The organism is Flagellimonas amphidinii (assembly GCF_013090115.1).
GTDB classification, from domain to species: domain Bacteria; phylum Bacteroidota; class Bacteroidia; order Flavobacteriales; family Flavobacteriaceae; genus Flagellimonas; species Flagellimonas amphidinii.
Genome location: NZ_JABFNN010000021.1, coordinates 76,685 through 98,484 on the forward strand (window position 1 = coordinate 76,685; position 21,800 = coordinate 98,484).

Here is a 21,800-nt window from a genome sequence, read left to right on the forward strand (position 1 = left end):
ATATGCAATCGATTACTCATTAATTATTTTCTATCATTCAATGCCATTTTTAAATTTACCAATAATAAAAAATCAAATTAAGTTTTCAACTATACTTGAAGGAGAATGTGATGGACAGAAAAAAAGTCTTCAAAGTATCAAGTTTTGTAAATCTTATATTCTTTTACCCAAAAAACTATTCCATCAAACCTTAATCATCATGGTTTTGGCATTTTTGTTAGTAGGATGTACAGATCATACCGTTAAAGTTGAAAAACCGAGAGTTTTGATCAGTAGTGACATTGGGGGCACTGACCCTGATGACTTTCAATCCATGATACATTTGTTAATGTATGCAGACATGGTTCATATTGAAGGATTGGTCTCATCCCCTTATGGCAAAGGTAGAAAAAAGGACTTTCTAGATATCATTGATTTGTATGAAAAGGATCTTCCAAAACTATCTGCACATTCCAATGAATTTCCAAATCCCGATGCATTGCGGAGCATTTGCAAGCAAGGCGCAACCAATTTAGCTCCCTTTAAAGGCTATAGAGAGGCTACAAAAGGCTCTAATTGGATAATTTCTTGTGCGAAAGAGAAAAGTGACCAACCTTTATGGATACTGGTCTGGGGTGGGCTGGAAGATGTTGCTCAAGCTTTACATGATGCTCCTGAAATCAAACAGAACATTAAAGTCTATTGGATTGGAGGTCCAAATAAAAAATGGAGTGTTAACGCATATACCTATATAGCCGAACATCATCCAGACCTATGGATGATTGAAGCTAATGCCACGTACCGTGGATGGTTCATGGATGAAGGTTCTCCTGAAAAACTCGCCAGCACAAAATATTATTCTAATTTTATTGAAGGGCATGGTTATATGGGCAAAGACTTCAAAAATTATTACAATGGTGAAATTAAAATGGGAGATACACCTTCTTTAGCTTATATTCTGAATGGTGACCCCAATAACCCTTCAGGAAAAAGCTGGGGTGGTAGTTTTGTCAAAATAGATAGAAGTTCGAGAAGTATTTTTCAACAACAAAGTACCAGAGAGGATACTATAGCGGCCTATGATGTTATTGAATGGCGGTTTGAAGGCCCCATAAAGGATATTCCACAAGATTCCACTTGTTTTTCCATGAAAATTTCCGGTCAAACTTGGGATGGATATTATTTGGGAAAAGGCATCTATGGAGTACGGTATTCTTCTAAGAAGCCTGAAACAGGAACTTATACGACCTTCAGTAGCATTCCCGAATTAGATGGCCTAACCGGACAATATACCAGTGTTACACCTTGGCCTGGAAAAGCTTCCAATAATGATTATCCTTTAGGAGATCAATGGTATGGCGATACTCCAGAACCTGAACAGTTCCTTGGAGTTCAGCAAGGAGCTAAAACAGTTGCTGAACATAGGGAAACCTTTTTAATGGATTGGGCAGAAAGATGGAGTTGGTTGAAGTGATCAATACCACTACTTTATAATAATAGCAGCAGGCTATTGAATCATCACATTTTCAACATCCTTTTCAACCAACCATTTTCTGGCATCTGGGGTATCAGCGGAAAAATTGCTATTCGTAAACTCAACCTTGTATACCTGACGAACATAGAACACAAAGGCATTGGTATCTCCAAATTTGCTTCCTTCTAGATATTCCCATCATATTCCAATAGCTTTTGATCGGTAATGGTAATACATCCCTTTAATTGAAAGTCAAAGTTTTTAAAGGTCACATTTTAAATGTTATACTCAAGAATGCCTGTAATTATAGAAGGATACTACCAGTTGTCACATACGATACCGAGGTATTGGGAAGACTATTTTCTTGAGCATTACCGAAAATGGCCTATCCAAAAATTAAAACAAATGCGATATTGGAACCTAAAAATTTCGCTTCTATCTATTTAATCTAGTTTTAAGATATACTTTTCCAAACCAACTTTTTTCATTTTAAGTTGACTCAATGCCAGTCTGGCAATTTCAGTAGCCCCAAAAACTGACAAATGGGTGTTATCCTCTTTTCCTTCAGGATAAAATGAATGTGCTTTCGGTGCAAAATGCAAATGCAGTTGTTTTGAACCTTCCACCCCATATTTTTCTTCCATTTGTTCCGTCAATAATTGTAAATCAACAAATGGCACCTTTAGATCTTTTGCTACCATTCGAGTCACTATTGGATATTCACCATGGGTATCGATTAAAGTTCCATATTCGTTAAAGTTTCTCCGTACTATGGATGAAAATAATATCGGAATAGCCCCTTTTTCTCTAGTTTCCAGTACAAATCGCTCTAAATTGTTCCGGTAAGCCGTAAATGGATTGGTATACCGTTTTGGGTCTTTATACTTTTGATCATTATGCCCAAACTGAATGAACACATAATCTCCTGGCTGTAAAGTCTTCAATATGGAATCCCATCTTTTTTCTGCAATAAAACTTCGAGTACTTCGCCCGTTTACAGCACGATTCTCAATCTTAACTTCATCCACAAAGAATTTTGGTAACATTTGAGCCCAACCCCGCTCTGGATTAACATCGGGATTGGGCTTGTCTGCCATGGTTGAATCACCAATGGTGTAAATAGTCAATGTTTGTGAATGCATCCAAGTTCCCCATAATAAAATTAATGGGATTAAAATTTTTCTAACGCTCATACCAAGGATTTTTAGAATCTTCTTTCTGCAAAAGAATATTTTCCTTTGAATACTCTTGTATCTCACTTTTTGTCAATTGATGTGACCATAAAACTCTTTTATCAGGATTTGCACCTGTACCTTGCGAATTGTATTCAGCATAGAACCCCTTGGTCTCAGCATCAACATTGGACCAGTTACCCCAACCCTTTGGGTTGATATGCACATCCATTTCACAATTCATAAAAACGGTTTTGGCAAAGGTCCGCCATGGCCTTCCCAAATAGGCATCATTCACTTTGCCGTCTGCCACAAGTCGACAGTTTTTAAACACATAACCAAAGGATTGATGCTCTGGAGTGGAAGCCGCCGTAATATATGAGTTTGCCTTACTAAGCAAATCACAGTTTTCAAACAAAACAGTGGCATTTCCGAAGATAAAATCTGTTGTGCCCTCTATATGGCAATTCTTAAAATACTGCACAAAACCCTCTCCAGATGTATAAACAGTATCTTGATTGCCCAAAAAATTACAATTCTCAAACTTGGCTCGATTGGCATTTACTCCTAATGCCAGCGCTTGACCAACCGGCCCAGCACTATTTTTAACAGTCAGATTTTTAGCGATAAAATCGTCGCCATCAACCTGCAAGGTAGCTGTATGGAATGTGCTATTTCTACCAAGATTGATTTTATCAAAATAATCATCATAAATGATGATGGTGCTATCCTTATCCTCTCCAAAAAAAGAAACCTTTGGGTTCCAAGCATACACATGAACCTTCTCCCTATAAATTCCTTTTTTGATTTGAATGATTACCCTCTCATAAGGAAATGCCTTTGTACTATTCAAGGCATCTTGTACGGTTGAAAAGTGTCCTGACCCATCTTGAGCAACGACAATTTTATACAAATCACTTTTGGGATGCTGTCGCTGTGCCCCCACTCTTTCTTTCCATTTTGGATATGCATCAATAATCCTTTGCGGTCTATCTGTATACCACCGGTAACCTAATCTTCGCTCCTCGCCTATATCGTAAAGGCTTTCTTTTTTAATGCCATCCCTATCGCAGAAAAAGGGAGTATTGTCGTCAAGCTCCATAAATCTTCCCCAAATAGGTGGAGCGTCTTTGTCTTGGGATACTATTTTTGCGGTGAGTTTTCCATTTGCATCGTAACGCCGTTCCACCCTAGTGCCTTTGAGCTGGGCATCTTTGAACCAATTTATGCCAGCTTCAATTGATTTTACGATTCTAGGCGTTGGTTTTTCGATATCCATCAGCAATTCCAATAAACTTGCTGATTCCATGCCGCTTAAACTTGGAAGTTCATAAGATCTGGCCTTGGCTGGAAGTAAAGTTTTCACGTCGTGTTGTGCACACCAACCTGTCAACTGCCCATCCTGTTTATATTGTGTGTTCAAAATGCAATTGATTCCTTTTTGAAAAGCCGCCGCCACTTTGCCTTTTCTCTCTAGATCTAAATCCAAATTATTATAAGGAAATTCCTCTTTCATAATGGAATACAGCAATTTCATCACATTGGGCATTGCGTCATCATTATAGGTGATATGGCTGTAGTAACCATTTCTTAGAGGATAGAACTGTGGCCAACCTCCATTGACATATTGTGCTTCCAATATATAATTCAATCCTTTTACAAATGCATTTCTGTATTTTTTGTTGGGTTGAAAGGAATTCAATTTGGCCAAAAAATACATTTCTAATGTGGTAGCCCCGTTATCGATTGTAGCACCCAATGCTTTGGATTTTTCCTCCGTCAATTTTTGCGCCTGCTTTTCAGTCAGAGGCCGATGCATACTCTTGTTTTTGGGCCATCCACCAATATTCCTTTGGTATAACAGCACATTTTTTGCTATTTGTGTTGCCTGATCACTTTGATACCATTCTGGACTACTTCCTTCAACAACATTTTCCCATGAATGGTCCAATAACTGGCCTTGTGCATAAAAACTGAACAGCGTAAAACATATAATCCATTTGTATATTTTCATCACTACAAGTCAATTAAACCGAATATAATCTATGTCTAAACTCCCCGAATCGTTGGTAATTCCATCTCGCATAGCGAAAAAACCTATTTTGGCACCTATCCATTTACCCTCCCTTGCCATGAACATGTCACCTACTTGCTGGTATTTTTTTCCATTTGAACTGATATGAAAAGTACACTTACCTCCAGAAGCAACTTTTATTCTTAAGTACTGTTCCTCTTTTGAAATTTTAACCTTCTCACCTACCACCTCTTTTCCACCTTGGTCAGCATTTTTACAGACAACTAAAGCTGCATACAAATCGTCCACAGTTTTTTCAATCTGAAGATAGGCGTAGTCGCGACCCATAACCAAAAACCCTATTTTTTCTCCTTCTTCCTTAGCGGAGAATTTGATTTTTGATGTGGCAACAAAGGATTCAGATGGCCATTTTTGCAACAATAAATGTGGAGTGTCCCAAAGGCTAATATGTTCCTCAGGTTTTGGTTTGCAGTACAATCTAAAGTAGCCATTAGGCGTTGGAAAACCCCAATACAAACTGGGGTTGGCATGCCATTGCCATTGCAATCCCAATTTTGTTGTGTTGAATTCATCACTGTCCAAAGGCGTGGTAACTGGATATGCTTTACCCACATTTGGTTTTTTATGGGTCTCTACAGGCACTCCAATCGAATTTCCTTGGTCCTTACCAATAATGGGCCAATCATTTTTCCAAATCATAGGTTGTAGATGTACAATTCTACCGTAAGCGCCTTTATCCTGAAAGTGTACAAACCAATCTTCTCCTGTAACTGTATCTACCCAAGCTCCTTGATGGGGGCCATTAATTGGGGTACTACCCTGTTCCATTACCGTTTTGGATTCATAGGGGCCCCATACATTTTTGGAGCGCAGAACTTGTTGCCACCCTGTTGACACACCACCAGCTGGAGCAAATAGGTAATAGTATCCATTTCGTTTGTAAAACTTAGGCCCTTCAATGGTGGGTTGGCTGCCATGACCGTCAAAAACCATCACATCATCATTAAAGGTTTGAGTTGCATCCGAAGCCATGGAACAAACCATTAAAATACTTTTTATTTGGGCTCTACTCCCTGCAAATGCATAAGCTAAATATGCTTTACCATCGTCATCCCATAGCGGAGTTGGGTCAATCAACCCTTTTCCTGCTTTAATCAGAATTGGTTTTGACCAATCTGCCCTCGGATTCTTGGTTTTAATCATATAGATACCGAAATCTGGGTCGGGATAGAAAATATAATATTCATCTTGATGAAAACGAATACAGGGAGCCCAAACCCCATTCCCGTGCTGGGGTTTATCAAACACTTCTTCAGGCACTTGTCGTTGCAACGCATAATTTACCAGTCGCCAATTGACCAAATCCTTGGAGTGTAAAATGGGTAACCCAGGGACACAATTGAACGAAGAAGCAGTCATAAAATAGTCTTCCCCTGCTCGAACCACATCTGGGTCGGAAAAATCCGAATGTATGATGGGATTGGTGTAAGTGCCATCACCATTATCTGCTTGCCAAACTTCCGACACAAAGGCTTTTTGAGGAAATGCAATAGAAATCGACAAAAAACAAAAGCATATAGATTGGCAAATCCAACGTTTCGATATCATCTTACAGCAAGGTTTGTGCTTTTTCTATCATTTTTTTCAACTCTGCTTTTTCCGTTTTGGATGGCATTTCCAAGGGGGCACGGACATCTCCTGCAGGTTTTCCAATGATTTCTGCCCCAGCTTTTATCAAGCTTACGGCATAACCTGATTTTTTGCTTCTCAACCTTACAAACGGTATGAAGAAATCTGAGATAATTTGATTTACCTTTTCTTGATTGCCCGCCCTTAAAGCTTCGTAATAGGCAATTGCCATTTCTGGCACAAAATTGAAAACCGCCGAAGAATAGGTATTGACCCCAATGGACAAGTATGCTTCTGATATAATTTCTGCGGTGGGCACACCTCCGATATAAACCAAACGATCACCTACTGTTTTGATGGTTTCATTTAAATCCTGCATGTTTCCAGTTCCATCTTTTAGTGCAATGAGATTAGGGCAAACATCAGCCAATTCTTTAATCTCATCGGCACCAAGAATTCCATTTGCACGATTGTAATAGATGACGGGTAACCGAGTACTTTGCATAATTGCTTTGGCATAGCTCACAACTCCACTTTTGGGACATCCTGTTAAATAAGGCGGCATTAATAATAGACCATCAATTCCAGATTCTTCAGCCAATTTTGCAAATTCAATGGCTTCTGGAATACTTCTACCAACACTTGAAATTACCGGTGCCTTACCCTCTACAGTTTTAGCTGCAATAGATATAATTTGCTGATACTCTCCTTTGGACAAGGAAAAAAACTCGCCTGTACCACCAGCAACAAATAGCGCGGATATTTGATGCTCTAAAAACCAATTTACCCTGTCTTCAAAAGTCGAAGGATTAAAATTTCCTTTATCATCCATATCAGTGATTGGAAATGATAATAATCCATCACCTAATGCTTGTTTAATTTTTTCAAATTCCATATGCTTTGATTGATTTAATTTAAGTTAAAGGACCAGGATTGAACAATACCAAATCATTGTGAATCCCTAGTTTATCACATGCCACTTTAGTTTTTCCACTGGCCACATCCAAAATATGATGGAAAAGATCCCATCCTCGTTCTTCTATACTTTTATCCCCTGTTGCAATTACTCCTGCATCAAAATCGATTAAATCGTGCCAACGTTCACTAATTGCAGTATTGGAGCTGACTTTAATTACGGGCACTATCGAAAGTCCGTAGGGTGTTCCCCTTCCGGTCATAAAAACATGTACATTCATTCCCGCTGCCAATTGAAGGGTACCACAAACAAAATCGCCAGCGGGCGTAGCTGCAAAATTGAGGCCCTTCATTTTCAGTTTGCCCCCGGGAGGTATAACATCCACAATGGGACTTGTTCCCGATTTAACAACAGAACCAAGGGACTTCTCCACAATGGTGCTCAGACCTCCTCTTTTGTTACCAGGGGTTGTATTTGCGCTACGGTCAACATTTCCATTGGCCAAATAGTCATCATACCATTTCATTTCATTTAGCAAAGCATGGGCAACTTCAGGAGAACCGGTTCTGGGCACCAACAAATGAACAGCATCACGCACCTCAGTTACTTCTGAGAACATAACACTACCCCCTGCCCTCACTATAAGGTCTGATGCAAAACCAGCCACAGGATTGGCTGTTATTCCAGAAAAAGCATCACTTCCGCCACATTGCATGCCCACTACTAAATCTGAAGCAGGACATACTTCCCTTTTTCGGGCATTAAGTTTTTTCAGGTGACCTTCGGCCATTTGCAATACGTTGCCAACCATGTCCGAAAAACCATGATTTTCTTCATCCTGCATGTAGAAAATATCATTGGAATTCTGCTTGTCACCAATAAGTTTTTCAGGTCTTAACTTTTCACAACCCAGTCCCAAAACCATAATTTCGCCTCCAAAATTTGGATTTTGCGCTATATTTTGAATGGTTCTTATGGGAATAATTGCAGCTGGCGCATCAATGGCCACACCACAACCATAAGAATGTGTAAGCCCGACCACATCATCCACATTAGGGTAGTTGGGCAACAATTCTTCTCTGATTTTTTTCACCACATATTCGGTAAGCCCAGCCACACATTGAACACTTGTGGTTATTCCGAGGACATTTTTTGTTCCTACGGAACCATCTTCATTTCTATAACCCAAAAATGTATAGCCCTCCAACTTTTCCATTGATGGAAATGAATTTTGTTTTATGGGAATTGAGTCCAGGTTTGGAGGTTCTACCAGTTCAATGCTCAACTCATTGACCCATTCACCTATCTGAATGTCTTTTTGTGCATTCCCTATGGGTTGCCCATATCTAATAATACCTTCCCCTTTTTTTATAGGTTTTAAGGCAACCTTATGTCCCATGGGAATATTTTCCTGCAGTACAATTCCTTTTATTACTTCCGAGCCTTTTTTAAGCCCTTGGACATCTACGACCACAGCAACATTATCTTTTGGATTGGATTGTATGACAATATTCTTTTTCATAGACTCTAAACAAAAGGGAACAAACTGGATAATATCATCACCGCAATTAAACCGGAAACACCCATTACCATCAACAGAAAGGAAAAATGCTTGATTGTCTCCTTTTCTTGCATACCACTCATTTTTGTAATGATCCAAAAAGCACTATCATTCATCCAAGCAAAAATTTTGGAACCACAACCAATGGCCAATGCCAAATACACCGGATGAAAGGATAAATTGGCTTCTGCCAATCCACTCATCACCCCTATGGCAGTAACCATAGCCACTGTTGCCGAGCCTTGTGCTGTTCGTACAACCGCAGTAATGATAAAGGCCAACGGCAAAACTGCCATTTGATAATTTGATGCCAATTCGCCCACACGAATTCCAATGCCAGTTTGTTGTAACATTTGCCCAAATGCACCTCCCGCAGAGGTAATCAGGATAATCATTCCTGCACTGCTCAAGGCTTCAAAAATGAATTTTTTGAATTGGTCCGAATCCTTCAATCTAGACCATAATAAAATCATGGCCAATATGCTTGAAATCACCAAAGCCATATTGGCATCTCCGAAGGTTGAGAAGAACTTACCCACCTGAAGCTGAAAATCTGAAGGAGTCCCTGTGTCTTTCAACCACATAGTACTAAATGTATTCCCGGTTATCAGCAAAAGTGGAAGTATTACAGGAAGCAGGGAAAAACCCAATGAAGGTAATTGTGTTTTTTTCTTATCTGAAAATTGTTGCAAGTCCTTAATGGAAATATCTGGGGTATCCCGCATGGGCAAATCCCACCTTTTATTGGCCCAAAGGGCATAGAGATAGCCACAGCATACCGTTATGGAACCTACCACTAATCCCCCAACGATCATAGCCCCTAAATCAATTCCTAATTCTTCTCCTACAAACAAAGGTCCAGGCGTGGGCGGAATCAGGGAATGGGCCATGACACCACCTGCAATGACCGTCATTAAATACAATCCGAATTTTCTGGGGCTACGGACCCCTATCGATTTCACCAAAGGAATCATCAAGTAGAAAACTGTATCAAAAAAAACAGGGATTGCCAGTGTAAAGCTTCCTGATAATAAGGCCAGGGAAGAACCTTTTTTTCCAAACAAACCCAACAACGCCCGAATGATACGTTCTGCACCACCGCTTCGCATTAGTGCGGTTCCTATTATGGAAGCCAATGCAATTAGAATACCCACCTTTGCACTTGTGCTACCAAAAGCTGCCGCCAGTCGCTTACCCAAACTCATATTAATCATGGCCTGCGTCTCCTCTGCACCCATGCCCTTGTGCTCCGCATAAGCGGCTATCAATTCCGGTGATGTTAAAAGTGCCGTTACCAATGCCGCAAAAAGTAAGGAGACAGCTGCATGGAGCTTTAATCTAATGATGCAGAACAGTACCGTGACAGTACCTATTAAAATGATGATTAAAGGGTCCATGTTAAACTACTTTAATTAGGTCCATTTTTTTCTTTGACTTTGGTAATTCGCAAAGCGATAAAAGGAGTGTAAGGCAACAAAACCCTTTTCATCTCTTTGTCAACCATCTGATATCGACCGGCCGATTTAGTTTCGAACTGACCTGGCACTTCGGTGATGGTCATGTTCCAGGCATCTATTATTTCTACTTTGAATTGCTCTCCCTCTTTCAATTTTTTGAGGTCGCCATTCTTTTTGGGCAAGGAAAAAGTCCATTCTTCCTGTAGCTTCTCCCCAAAATAGATAAGGTAATATCCATTTCCTGCCGAAGCGGTAACCAAATCCCGACTGATATCCGACATAAATAAAGGTCCTTGTCCTGCTTCCATTAGTTCCTTTAAAAACTTGATGCGCTTCCAGCTTTCTCCAACAAGTGTTCCTCCGTTTGACCAGACCACATTATCTTCCTTACCATGGTCGTATACTTCTCCATGCGTCACATAACCTCCGGCAATTATTCCATTCCAAAATAAATGGGTCAATTTCTGCGGACTCAATCTGCCCCATCTTGAGGAAAGGTTACCTTCATACCCTACCTCATCCAAAAGAATAGGTTTTTTGTAGATATTTCTTAAGGTTGCAGCACCAAAAGAAGTCAGCACCGGTGCTTCATCCTGGATACTGACATGGGTTAATTCTGGCATCATGTAATTGTAATAGACCGCGGTTGGCCCATGTATGGAACATAAATGACCATATGGGTCATTTTTAACTGTGGTGCGAATCAAATCATCCCAATCGGCCACACTTTTTTCTTTCAAATATCCCCATTCGTTGGCCAAGGACCACCATACATTTTTGAAAGATGAAATACGGGCCGTTACATATTCCAGATAGCGTACATCCATGTCATGCGGCATTTCATCAAACCCCCATCTGTTTTCGTCATAGGGGTGAAATAGAATTAAGTCTGCCTGCGTTCCAATGGAATCCAATTCATATATTCTTTGCTCTAAATTTTGAAAGAACGTTGGATTGAACTCTTCAAAATCCCATTCGTAGCGTTCTTTTCCTGCTTTGTTCGAATGCATCTTTTTTAATTTAAAAGGATACATTACTGGTTCTTTTATTGTGCTTCCATAGGCCTTGGGCAATACACACATACGAACCTTGTTGAAACCCGCTTTTTGGATATTCTCCAACGTCAACTTTCGAAGTTTCTCATCCATATGTGTCCACGCATATAATGTGGTTCCAAATGGGTAATAGTAATCGCCATTTTCATATTTAAAATGGTACGTATCGGCAACTTTTAGCATTCCTTGGTTTTTTCCAGAAGCAGCGACACAGATAAAATTGCCTTGCTGGTTATCCATTTCAGGAATATTACTGGTGGTTTTATAAGTCCAGATACCTTCCCATTGGGGCATAAACCTTATTTTGAAATTGGAATCTCCATCATAAAAACCATGTACCGTAAATGTTGTGTCTGGATTGGTAAAAGTTGCTGTAAGTTTTATATCGGTGAATGGATTCACCTTAGGGTTATACTGAAAAGTTTTTTCAAAACGATGCCATTTTTGAACCTGCACCTGCGAAATTAGCACTCCCAGATTGGTCAATAGCAATGCAAAAAATATCCAAATCCTCATCTTCATAAATCCACTATCCTTCTTTCTTCTTTACTTTTATAGGCGGCTTCAATTATTGTGATGATGTTCTTAGCTTCCTCAGCTAAAACCGGTAAAGAACCATTGTTTCTGATGGCTTCATAGATTCCATCATAATAGGCCATGTAGTTCCCCGATTCTGAAGGAATGTGTTTTCTAAAAACTGCTCCATTCAACTCAGTATGTAATAGTCCTTGCTCCTTTTTGGGTTCAATACCATAAGACAAATCATTGGGTAAAATCCCTTTTTGTAGTTGACCTTCTTGCACGTCTGCCCTACTTTTCAAAAAAGAGCCTTTGGTGCCATGTAAAATAAAGCCTGGCAAGGCTTCTCTTACGTAGTAACTTGATTTTAGGGCAACCCTGAATGATCCATAAAACAGTTTCACATCAAAAAAATCCATGACTTTTGAGGTCGGCCGATACATATCAGTATCGGCAAAAACAGCTTTGGGCATACCGAACAATTGTATGGCTTGATCAATAATATGTGATCCCAAATCATAAAGACTGCCAACAGCTGGGGTTGGAATCTCTTTATGAACCTTGTAGCTCAACGATGTATCATAACGGTCGTAATGTAGCTCAACATCCCTGATTTCACCCAGCAATCCTTCTTCCAAAACGTTTTTCACCGTCTTAAAGTCGCTATCCCATCTTCTGTTATGAAAAACAGAAAGCTTTAGATTCTTTTCATTGGCCAAATCAATCAACTCTTGAGCTTCAGCCGTAGTAGCTGTAAAAGGTTTTTCAACTACAAGATGTTTACCAGCTTCAATTACTTTTTTTGCAAAATCATAGTGGGTAACGCTTGGTGTATTTACCACTACCAGCTCAATGTTGTCATCCTCCAGCAATTCTTCCAGAGTCCTAAAAGTCTTAACCGATGGATATTTTTTAACCGCTTCATTTTTTGTCCGTTCCCATACCCCATAAAAGGAAAAATTGGGGTTGAGTTCCAAAAAGGGAGCATGGAAGACATAACCGCTCATTCCATAAGAACATAAAGCTGTTTTAATTGGTTTCATTCCAGATTTTGATTGATTTAAATTCCTTATCTATCCAATTCCAAAGCTGTAAACATAAAGGGCCCAGTACCTTTTGGATCGTTGGATCTTATTATCTCATTGATATAATAATCAAAACTACCATCCCGATATGGGTTTCCACCCAAACCTGCAACTCCACAACAACGATTTAGATTTACAACTCCGTTCTCCTCAACAGTTACAAACTGCTCCAGAATACCATTGAAACCTTTTTTGGCGTAATCCATGTATGCTTCGGATAAATAACCTTTATTCACGCCTTTGGCCAAAGTATAGGTGAACATACATGTCCCTGTGGCCTCAAGGTAATTCCCTTCTCGTTCTGGGAGGTTCAAGACCTGGTACCATGCACCAGTTTCATCTTGATATTTCACAATAGCTTCTGCATATCCCTGTAAATAGCCTATGATACGTTCACGACCAGGATGATTTTCAGGAAAATAATCCAAAATATCCACAAGAGCCATTCCGTACCAGCCCATTCCTCTTGACCAAAAATTAGAGGATAGCCCGGTCTCTTTGTTTGCCCATCGCTGTTCCCTGCTTTCATCCCATCCATGGTAATAAAGTCCGGTCTTTGGGTCTCTATTGTATTTCTGAATAAGGTCATATTGTAAGACGATTTTATCCAATACTTTTTGTTGTTCCTCGCCCTCCATAAACTCCAAAGCATATTTGGTGTGAAATGGCTCTGCCATAAAAACTCCATCCAACCACATTTGATAGGGATATCTTTTTTTGTGCCAGTATCCACCTTCCGAAGTGGTTGGTTGTCCCTCTAGCTGCAAATGCAAGCTATCCATTGCCGCTTTAAAGCGCGGTTCTTTGGTTTTTTGATAGAGATAAAGGGTTGCATCACCTGATTTTATCATATCAAGATTATACGTCTTGAGTCTATATGTATTGATGGAACCATCTTGATTGATCATTCTGTTGCCATAATCATAGATATAATCGTACAGTTTTTGGTTGTTGGTTTGATTGTAAATCCTTGACATGGCCTGCAAGACTAAACCATTGGTGTAGCTCCATCCCGGTTCTTTTCGAAAATCAAGCAATGTAGGATCAGGAAATCGATGGATTTCCGATAGCGCCATGCGTTCTGACCATTTTAAGTCTGTTGGTACAACAACGGGGTCAACATTTGCTTCTTTCGTTGCCTCTTTTTTGGTTTGTTTGCAACTGAACAAGATCGTAAAAAGCAATGAGAAACTTAGAATTACACTATATGAAGGTTTCATTTTGTTTGTTTTTTAATTCTTCATTATTTGTTCAATTGATTGGCCGCAAGAATGAAAGGCCCCAATCCATGTAAATTATCGGTTACAATCGGTTCGCTGATGTAATATTCAAAAGAGCCATCTCGATATGGATTTCCTCCCAAACCTGCACTTTTACACACTTGGGTTATATGGACTTCTCCATTCGCATCAACCTTGATCAAATGTTCCACAAGACCATTGAAGATTTTTTCGGCATGAGCCAAATACTCCTCTGGCAAGTATCCTTTTGAAGTACCTTTGGCAAAACCGTAGGCAAACATGCTAGAACCTGAAGATTCCAAATAATTCCCTTCTTTTTCTGGCATATTTGGAACTTGATACCACAAACCTGTTTCATCCTGATGTTCGAGCAAAGCCTCTGATAATCTATTCAATTGCTCTACCAAAACCTCTCTCTTTGGGTGCTCTGCCGGAAAAAAGTCCAACACATCTACCAAGGCCATTACATACCAACCCATGGACCTAGACCAGAAATTAGGTGATTTACCGTTTTCCTTATTGGCCCAATCCATTTGTTTGCTTTCATCCCAGGCATGATAAAGCAGTCCGGTTTCATCGTCAAAGGTGTGTTTCCATATCAATTCAAATTGATGCGCAATGTCATCCAACTTATCCCCATTTTCAAAACGGGTATTGTACTCGGCATAAAATGGAGTTCCCATGTAAAGTCCATCCAACCACATTTGATAAGGATATATTTTTTTGTGCCAAAAACCATGGGAATTGGTTCTGGGATGTCCATCCAATTGCTTTCTGAGTTCGATAAGAGCTTTGTGATATTTTGGGTCTTGTGTTTCATCGTACAACCAAAACAACATTTTCCCTGAATTGATCATATCAATATTATACTCTTCCAAATTATATCCGGTGATAACACCTTCGTCATTTATAATGACATCTGTGTAATCCTTAACATAGTTAAGGAATCTTTCATCTAGTGTTCTTTTATACAATTGTTGAAAAGCCGTACAGAGCAAACCGATCTTGTAATTCCACTTGGGAATGGAGTCGTTTTCTGTTTGCCAGGCTTTTGGGTCTCTTTCCATTATGGACAGTGCCATCCGCTCAGACCATGGTAAACTGTCTGATACAACAACTGTTTGATTTTCATTACCATCCTTTACTTCTTTTTTCTCTGTTTTACAGCCAGTAAAAAACAATAGCAGAACCATTGATCCTGCTATTGACCTAGATATTCTTAGGTAAACTTTCTTGTTCAAAATCATATTACCTTATAATTTTTCTTCTGGGTATTTTTTGATTACCAAATATTTTAAAGTCGTGTCCCCTACGTTGCTAATGCCGTGCATTGACCATGAAGGGCAATACAGGCTAGTGTATGGTTCAACTACGACCGTTTCTCCATCCAAATAAAACTCTGCGGTACCTTCCAGCACAAAGAAAAATTCGTCTTCAAGATGTTTATGGGGTGCATGGGTTGATTTGCCCTGCTCCACCACACTCATTTTTAATGTACGCCCATCTATGAAATCCTTGTCAGCAAACCAATATTGATATCCTACCTTGGTTTGGACAGTGTCTTCCATTTTAAATGAATTGACACAGTTCTTGATGTCATATTTTTTTTCTTGAGCAATACACATCGCACCAAATACACCCAATAACATGAAAAAGAGCAAAACTTTATGTCGAGTACTCAGAGTTTCCATGGTGGTTATTTTAATGTTTCAAGTTGGGAGTTTAGATATGCAATGAATTCTTCCTTGGTCTTTATCCCATCTTTTTCACCTTCCCAAGCTGCAGCAAAATGGTAGGTAATTGGTTCGTTAGTTGATTTAAAAACCACCAAGTGGTCAAAATTTCCATCTTCAATACTTGCAACCTGCTCTTTTTTGTAGAAAATGGCCATTCCAAGCCTATCCGGCACCAATGTTTGTTCACCATATGTGGCCACATAGCCCCATTCAGCTTCACTGTCATCACTTTGCAACAATTCTGCGGCATCAGACTTTACAATACCAGTTGCCAACCCCTCAACTGGTTCAGAGGTCTTCAAAACTGCTTTAGTTGCTCTAGAATCTGGAGCTATGGAAAGGTTGGAGACCAAATCTGTAGTGACTCCTGCAGATTCCCATCCATAATAATTAATGGTAACTGAAGAATGGTTCTCAGTATTATCAATCTTGACAAAAGTGGAATCCAAATTTTGAAAATGATATACACTATCGGCAACCATTCTTCCATAGGAACCCAAACCAAGGGCCTTACCAACTTTTAATATATCCTGACCCCAGTTTTGTTTTTCGTGATACGAATCAAAACCATCCTGGCCCACTTGGTTCAAAATCATGCTGTCTGTGGTTTTTCCAAAAATGTCTATGGCATTGCGCCAATCGATATATAATCTATAACCTACTTTGTTACTCTCCCACCCCGGACCTTCATATCTAACATACCAAGAATGATCCGTATGACTTTCCGGCACCCTTAATTCTTCAACATTTTTAAAGGAAGTTCCATTTTCATAAACTCTATCCTTCCATTCCCCTCCTTGGCCTATAGAGATTTCAGCATAGGTTTTTGGAAGTATTGGCTCGTTTGCCACTTGTTGTTCTTCCTTGACTTCATCTTTTTTCTTTTCCTTACATCCAAATGAGATGGATAACGTGATGAGCGCAATCCAAATTAATTTTCCAGTGTTCATAATTGTGGTTTATCGGTGTTTCTCCTTCAATTTAAGATAAAAAGAGGCTTGAATACCAAACCTCTTTTTTAACTAACTCAAACTAACTTTATATTGATTACAAAACTTAAAGTTCATTTTAAAAAAACCATTAATCGTAAGCTGGGTTTTGAGGAAAATCCTTGTTGGCATTCAAGTCCAAGGCCGATTGTGGAATTGGTCTCAAAATTTTAAGGTTTCCACCAGATCCTGCGAAATTAGCCTCTTGAACCAACGGATGGTGCAATGATGCTCTTTCCACTAATTTCCCTGTACGTTTTAAATCGAACCAACGATGGTATTCTCCGAAGAGCTCTCGACCTCTTTCATCTAGAATGTAGTCGATATCAAATTCTGCTAAAGTAGCATCCGCAACACCAGCTCTAGCTCTTACAACATTTAATCGTTGTAGACCTGTTGCAGGATCACCTGCTTGAAGGTAAGCTTCAGCAGCCAATAAATAGGTATCTCCCAATCTGGATAGGATAATATCCTTGGTACTTGAACCTTCTTCAGAGCTCTCACCAAAAGGTGCCGTAGGATCATCAAACTTTTTAGCCGGAATGGTCTCCCAATCCCCACTAACAATTTGAGCGTACGTTGTCTCATATGGATGATATTCAAAATCTGCGTTCAAAATAGCATTGTCCACATAATCCGTGCTATCCGCAGGAGTAAACCAATATGGTTCATAGAACTCGCTCACACCAAGTCCACTTGTATCATCAACTTCGTGATAATCAAAATATCTTTCAAAAACTTGCGTCATAAAGGTTCCTTCATAACGCTCATCTTCTGGTGTAAACAAGCGAAGTGCAAAATCAGTGGCCAGCAAAGTATAGCTTCTTCGCGGCGCATCCCCTGCAACCTCATTTCCTCCCATGTATGGGCCAAAATATAGAGATTGTTGACTACCAAGTTCCGTTGGATCAGCACTTACAGACCCAGAACTGTACTGTACAGAAAACAATACTTCTTCATTCATTTCATTGCCAAAACTCCATACTTCTTCAAAGGATAGGCTTAACCCTTGCCCACCGATTGCTTGATCAGCAAAACTGGCAGCACTTGTAAAATCAGCTCCTGTACCAAAAGATTCATAACCTCTGGTCAAGTGAACTTTTGCCAATAGATGCAATACTGCTCTACGGTTCACGCGACCATTAAAATTTCCTGTTTCAACTCGATCTAAAGCATCATTCAAATCCTCTAGAATCAAATTATAGACTTCTTCGGCTGAATTTCTATCAAATTCTGTGACAGGGCTATCAATCAAATCTGTCACTATAGGAACTCCCCCATACGATTGCACCAACAAAAAATAAGCATTGGCTCGTAAATATTTCACTTCGCCTATTCGGTTAGAAACACTTGATGTTTGTTCTGTAATATCTGCATAATAAAGGGCTGTATTTGCTGTTAGGATTGCCCTATATGCTGTATTGTAAATATGATCAACATCCGAAGATGACGGATTTAGCTGTGTATATTGGCTAAGACCCTCTGGCTCTGCTGCCCTACCACTACCTTCTGCGTAAAGGTCTGTTCCTGCACAGAACATGTATGGAGAATTACCATAAATTTCCCGCAATCTTGAATAATTTGCGTTAATCAAACTTTCATAACCATCCGCTGTAACATAGAATTCCTCAGCGGTACCAAATGATCTGTTATCCACTTCCAAAACATCATCACAAGATGAGAAGATAACCATCACGATAACTAAGAGTATATAATTTCTTTTCATGATATTCACAGCAATTTATAGTTTAACATTCAATCCTAATTGGTACGTAACAGTGGCAACCCGGCCTACACCCAATGATGCACTTGCCGTTTCTGGGTCATATCCCATATAGTCGGTAAAGACAAACGGGTTCAATACATTGGCATAGACTCTGAGTCCCTTCAATTTGAACTTATCCAATACGCTGTTCTTGAAGTTATAACCTACTGCAATGTTTTTGACTTTTACAAAATCAACATCCGCATAATATCCCACTTCGTCATTTCTCCAGTATTGTCCTTGATTCCTAGGTTGCGGATATTCGTTGGAGAATTGAGCAGGCAAACCGGCGCCATTTTCTGGAACATACCACGATATGTCTGCCTTTTGGCGACCTCTATCACGAGTATCGGTAAAGTTATCCAACCAAGGGCTGCGTGTAAACACCCCAAAAGTTCCAATAACCGAAGCAGAAACGTCAAAATTACCGACTCTCAACCTTGTAAAAAGACTACCTGTCCAATCTGGATCTACAGACCCAAGGATAACTCTATCATCATCTGGATCAATTACTCCATCGCCATTAATGTCTTTAACTTTCGCTTGCCCTTCCGTTTGTCCAAATGAAGCGGCTTCATCTCTTTCATCAGCTTGCCAAATACCATCAAAAACATAGTTATAGTTGGAACGGTTTCCATTTTCACCTCTTACCCCGATGGATTCTCCAATGAAGAGACCATTACCAATGTCATCAATCTCCGTCTGTCCATTGATGGACTCAATGGTATTGGTATTATTGGTATAGGTCATTGTAACGTCCCATGATACCATATCAGTATCAACGATTCTTGTATTAAGGACTGCTTCAATTCCTTTATTTCTTACTGAACTTGCATTATCCAAAATACCACCGTCCACACCTACTTCTACGGGAAGTTCTCTTCCGAAGATAACGTCTTCAGATAGACGATTGTAGACATCAACACTACCGTTGACCCTATTATTGAACAATCCAAAATCCAAACCAACATTCCATTCTTTGGTCTTTTCCCATGTTAAACCAGAATTAGCCAAAGCAGATGGAACGAATCCTGAAACCGCTCCATCCAAATCATAGAACAATTGATTATTTAAAATATTAAGTGTTGGATAAGGAAAATCATCCCTATCAAAGGCATTGTTTCCCGTAAAACCATAACTAGCTCTTAGCTTAAGATTAGAGATGGCGCTATTATCCCCTATGAAATCTTCGCTTGAAATTCTCCACGCAACAGCGGCCGATGGAAAGGAATCCCATTTGTTACCATCACTAAATAGTGAATAACCATCCCATCTGTTGGACAAGGTCAAGAAATACTTTCCTTTGTAATCATAGTTCAATCTTAGTGCGTAAGAAGACAATGTTTCCTCCAAGAAAGCCGAATTCACCTGAAAAGTGGATTGTGCCCCAGAACCTAGATTATAAAATTCGCTTTCAAAGGAAAGGTTACGCGCTGATTCAAAGCTGGATTCAATTCGTTCTGAGAAAATACTTTGAAGAATCAAAAACTTAAAGTTATGGTCATCATTGAATGTCTTCGTAATATCTATTTGATTGTCCCAAGTGTAATTAAACGTGTTTGTTTTTTCTAAATCCGCAAGAGGCTGGTTATCATTGCTGATTCCTTCATTGGTCATGGCTCCCCAAGACCTACCTCTTCTCCTGTTATCAAACCCTGAAGACAACGTAGTCTTAAAAGATAACCAATCCAAGAAATTGTATTGCATGAATACATTGCCCACTACATTGAATCTTCTGATTTCGTCTGAAGAATTTGCAATTTGCAGCAATGGGTTATAAGTACTCGTCTTGTTGATGGCAAAATCACCGGATGTTGGAAATACCAATTTACCTGGCTGCTCAAATAATTCATCCGTTTCATTGCCAGCGTCGTCAACTGCATATGGACTTAAAAATGGATTTAATCGGAATGCATCTCGCATTGCCTGACTACTTCCTCTTTCATTGATTGTTTGGGTAACGGTTATATTTGCTCCAAAAGAGAACTTGTCATTTACATTGTGACTTAACCCTGTCTTCAATGTATACTTGTCCAATTCTTCATTGAGCACATTACCTGTTTCATGTTGATAGCCCAATCCTAAGTTATAAGCCACTCCATTTTCAGACCTTCCATTAATGTTCAAATAATTGTTTTGCTGAATAGCACTTCGCAATACAGCATCATACCAATCAAAAGTTTGGTTTGCATCAAATCGTCTTCTAAGCACCGAGTTGGCACTACCGATTACTGTACCTTCCAATTGTGCGGCATCGATATCCAGTGGGTCTCCACCTATTGTAGCAAAATAAGCAGACTCATGATAATACTGCCATGTAGGACCATCCATTAACTCTGGCAATCTGGCAACTTCTTTTATACCAACAAAGGAATCAAAGTTCACGTTGAACCCTCCTTTAGCGGTGGCACCACTCTTTGTTGTTACAATTACCACCCCGTTAGCACCCCTTGAACCATAAATAGCAGTTGAAGAAGCATCCTTTAAGATATCTATCTGAGCAATATCTTGAGGGTTTAGAAAATCAATGTCATTAACAGGCGCTCCATCTACCACGAACAAAGGGCTACCACTATCCAAAAATGAGGACTGCCCCCTTATCTGAATATCAAAGCCATCTCCGACCCTTCCCGTGCTGTTCGAAATTTGGACACCAGCAATGTTACCTTGCACTGATTCCAATGGATTGGTGAAATTACGTTCTGTCAACGACTCAGAATCAACACTTGCTATCGCTCCTGTTAAATCCGATTTTTTTACAGCTCCATAACCTACAATTACCACTTCATCAAGACTTTGCGCATCTTCCTGAAGAGTGGCGTTTACCTGTGTTTGCCCTCCTACGGGCACCTCTAAAGTGGAAAATCCGATGTAACTTACTATCAGAGTCGCATTGTCTGTAGTCAGTGTCAAGGTGTAGTTTCCGTCAAAATCTGTTTGAGTTCCATTAGTGGTACCTTTTTCTACAATATTGGCTCCTGGTAGTGGATTGTTGAGCGCTCCATCATAAATAGTACCCGTCACTGTTGAGCCTTGTTGGCCAAAAACATTCCCTGTGACTAACAGGCAGAATGCCAAAACCAACAGACATACCCATTTTAAGGGTATTGGCTCCATTAATCTAGTTTTAATCATAATTCTGAATTGCATTAGGTTTAGTTAATTTGTGCATTTAGTTTATCTGACA

The 21,800-nt window shown here is 39.6% G+C and carries 15 protein-coding genes; 1 reads left to right on the plus strand and 14 read right to left on the minus strand.

Annotated features, from left to right (window positions below; translation table 11 throughout):
- The first annotated feature begins 199 nt into the window (after positions 1–199).
- A complete protein-coding gene (locus tag HJC33_RS01730) occupies positions 200–1,453 on the plus strand; it encodes a nucleoside hydrolase-like domain-containing protein (protein WP_171657063.1) in 1,254 nt (417 codons plus the stop codon).
- A gap of 443 nt (positions 1,454–1,896) precedes the next feature.
- Here HJC33_RS01730 and HJC33_RS01735 read toward each other — a convergent pair whose 3' ends face one another.
- The 14 genes from HJC33_RS01735 to HJC33_RS01800 all read right to left on the minus strand — a co-directional run bounded on the left by HJC33_RS01735 (position 1,897) and on the right by HJC33_RS01800 (position 21,748).
- Positions 1,897–2,646, minus strand: coding sequence for a rhamnogalacturonan acetylesterase (locus HJC33_RS01735; RefSeq protein ID WP_171657064.1), 750 nt, complete (start codon positions 2,644–2,646; stop codon positions 1,897–1,899).
- Positions 2,636–4,639: a pectate lyase gene (pelA, locus tag HJC33_RS01740; RefSeq protein ID WP_171657065.1), complete on the minus strand. Its 2,004-nt coding sequence runs from the start codon at positions 4,637–4,639 to the stop codon at positions 2,636–2,638. Before pelA ends, HJC33_RS01735 begins: the two co-directional genes overlap by 11 nt.
- A gap of 9 nt (positions 4,640–4,648) precedes the next feature.
- Positions 4,649–6,187 carry a glycoside hydrolase family 43 protein gene (locus HJC33_RS01745; protein ID WP_272621016.1) on the minus strand — a complete coding sequence of 513 codons (1,539 nt, stop codon included), beginning with the start codon at positions 6,185–6,187 and terminating at the stop codon, positions 4,649–4,651.
- 82 nt (positions 6,188–6,269) lie between these two features.
- Positions 6,270–7,184 carry a 5-dehydro-4-deoxyglucarate dehydratase gene (gene kdgD, locus HJC33_RS01750; RefSeq protein ID WP_171657067.1) on the minus strand — a complete coding sequence of 305 codons (915 nt, stop codon included), beginning with the start codon at positions 7,182–7,184 and terminating at the stop codon, positions 6,270–6,272.
- A 19-nt stretch (positions 7,185–7,203) separates the two neighbouring features.
- Positions 7,204–8,727 carry a galactarate dehydratase gene (garD, locus tag HJC33_RS01755; protein WP_171657068.1) on the minus strand — a complete coding sequence of 508 codons (1,524 nt, stop codon included), beginning with the start codon at positions 8,725–8,727 and terminating at the stop codon, positions 7,204–7,206.
- A 5-nt stretch (positions 8,728–8,732) separates the two neighbouring features.
- Positions 8,733–10,163, minus strand: coding sequence for a GntP family permease (locus tag HJC33_RS01760; RefSeq protein ID WP_171657069.1), 1,431 nt, complete (start codon positions 10,161–10,163; stop codon positions 8,733–8,735).
- An 11-nt stretch (positions 10,164–10,174) separates the two neighbouring features.
- Entirely contained in the window at positions 10,175–11,800 is a 1,626-nt protein-coding gene (locus HJC33_RS01765) for a DUF5060 domain-containing protein (RefSeq protein WP_246245457.1), read from the minus strand.
- A complete protein-coding gene (locus tag HJC33_RS01770; protein ID WP_171657070.1) occupies positions 11,797–12,840 on the minus strand; it encodes a Gfo/Idh/MocA family oxidoreductase in 1,044 nt (347 codons plus the stop codon). The genes HJC33_RS01765 and HJC33_RS01770 overlap by 4 nt, the downstream gene beginning before the upstream one ends.
- A gap of 26 nt (positions 12,841–12,866) precedes the next feature.
- Positions 12,867–14,102, minus strand: a complete 1,236-nt coding sequence (locus HJC33_RS01775) for a glycoside hydrolase family 88/105 protein (protein WP_171657071.1) — start codon at positions 14,100–14,102, stop codon at positions 12,867–12,869.
- A gap of 23 nt (positions 14,103–14,125) precedes the next feature.
- Complete coding sequence (locus HJC33_RS01780) at positions 14,126–15,316, minus strand: glycoside hydrolase family 88/105 protein (protein ID WP_171657072.1); 1,191 nt, start codon at positions 15,314–15,316, stop codon at positions 14,126–14,128.
- Positions 15,317–15,376: 60 nt separating this feature from the next.
- Positions 15,377–15,814 (minus strand): cupin domain-containing protein, encoded by a 438-nt coding sequence (locus HJC33_RS01785; protein ID WP_246245458.1) that lies wholly within the window; start codon positions 15,812–15,814, stop codon positions 15,377–15,379.
- A 5-nt stretch (positions 15,815–15,819) separates the two neighbouring features.
- Positions 15,820–16,809, minus strand: coding sequence for a DUF4861 family protein (locus HJC33_RS01790; RefSeq protein WP_171657073.1), 990 nt, complete (start codon positions 16,807–16,809; stop codon positions 15,820–15,822).
- Between the two features lie 130 nt (positions 16,810–16,939).
- Positions 16,940–18,574: a RagB/SusD family nutrient uptake outer membrane protein gene (locus tag HJC33_RS01795; RefSeq protein ID WP_171657074.1), complete on the minus strand. Its 1,635-nt coding sequence runs from the start codon at positions 18,572–18,574 to the stop codon at positions 16,940–16,942.
- 15 nt (positions 18,575–18,589) lie between these two features.
- A complete protein-coding gene (locus tag HJC33_RS01800; RefSeq protein ID WP_246245459.1) occupies positions 18,590–21,748 on the minus strand; it encodes a SusC/RagA family TonB-linked outer membrane protein in 3,159 nt (1,052 codons plus the stop codon).
- Positions 21,749–21,800: the final 52 nt, after the last annotated feature.

What these genes read in the sequence shown, in the direction of transcription:
- kdgD (WP_171657067.1), bottom strand. Translation starts at nt 7,184, where the DNA reads ATGGAATTTGAAAAAATTAAACAAGCATTAGGTGATGGATTATTATCA.
- HJC33_RS01730 (WP_171657063.1), top strand. Translation starts at nt 200, where the DNA reads ATGGTTTTGGCATTTTTGTTAGTAGGATGTACAGATCATACCGTTAAA.
- HJC33_RS01795 (WP_171657074.1), bottom strand. Translation starts at nt 18,574, where the DNA reads ATGAAAAGAAATTATATACTCTTAGTTATCGTGATGGTTATCTTCTCA.
- HJC33_RS01765 (WP_246245457.1), bottom strand. Translation starts at nt 11,800, where the DNA reads ATGAAGATGAGGATTTGGATATTTTTTGCATTGCTATTGACCAATCTG.
- HJC33_RS01735 (WP_171657064.1), bottom strand. Translation starts at nt 2,646, where the DNA reads ATGAGCGTTAGAAAAATTTTAATCCCATTAATTTTATTATGGGGAACT.
- pelA (WP_171657065.1), bottom strand. Translation starts at nt 4,639, where the DNA reads ATGAAAATATACAAATGGATTATATGTTTTACGCTGTTCAGTTTTTAT.
- HJC33_RS01785 (WP_246245458.1), bottom strand. Translation starts at nt 15,814, where the DNA reads ATGGAAACTCTGAGTACTCGACATAAAGTTTTGCTCTTTTTCATGTTA.
- HJC33_RS01770 (WP_171657070.1), bottom strand. Translation starts at nt 12,840, where the DNA reads ATGAAACCAATTAAAACAGCTTTATGTTCTTATGGAATGAGCGGTTAT.
- HJC33_RS01780 (WP_171657072.1), bottom strand. Translation starts at nt 15,316, where the DNA reads ATGGTTCTGCTATTGTTTTTTACTGGCTGTAAAACAGAGAAAAAAGAA.
- HJC33_RS01775 (WP_171657071.1), bottom strand. Translation starts at nt 14,102, where the DNA reads ATGAAACCTTCATATAGTGTAATTCTAAGTTTCTCATTGCTTTTTACG.
- garD (WP_171657068.1), bottom strand. Translation starts at nt 8,727, where the DNA reads ATGAAAAAGAATATTGTCATACAATCCAATCCAAAAGATAATGTTGCT.
- HJC33_RS01760 (WP_171657069.1), bottom strand. Translation starts at nt 10,163, where the DNA reads ATGGACCCTTTAATCATCATTTTAATAGGTACTGTCACGGTACTGTTC.
- HJC33_RS01790 (WP_171657073.1), bottom strand. Translation starts at nt 16,809, where the DNA reads ATGAACACTGGAAAATTAATTTGGATTGCGCTCATCACGTTATCCATC.
- HJC33_RS01800 (WP_246245459.1), bottom strand. Translation starts at nt 21,748, where the DNA reads ATGATTAAAACTAGATTAATGGAGCCAATACCCTTAAAATGGGTATGT.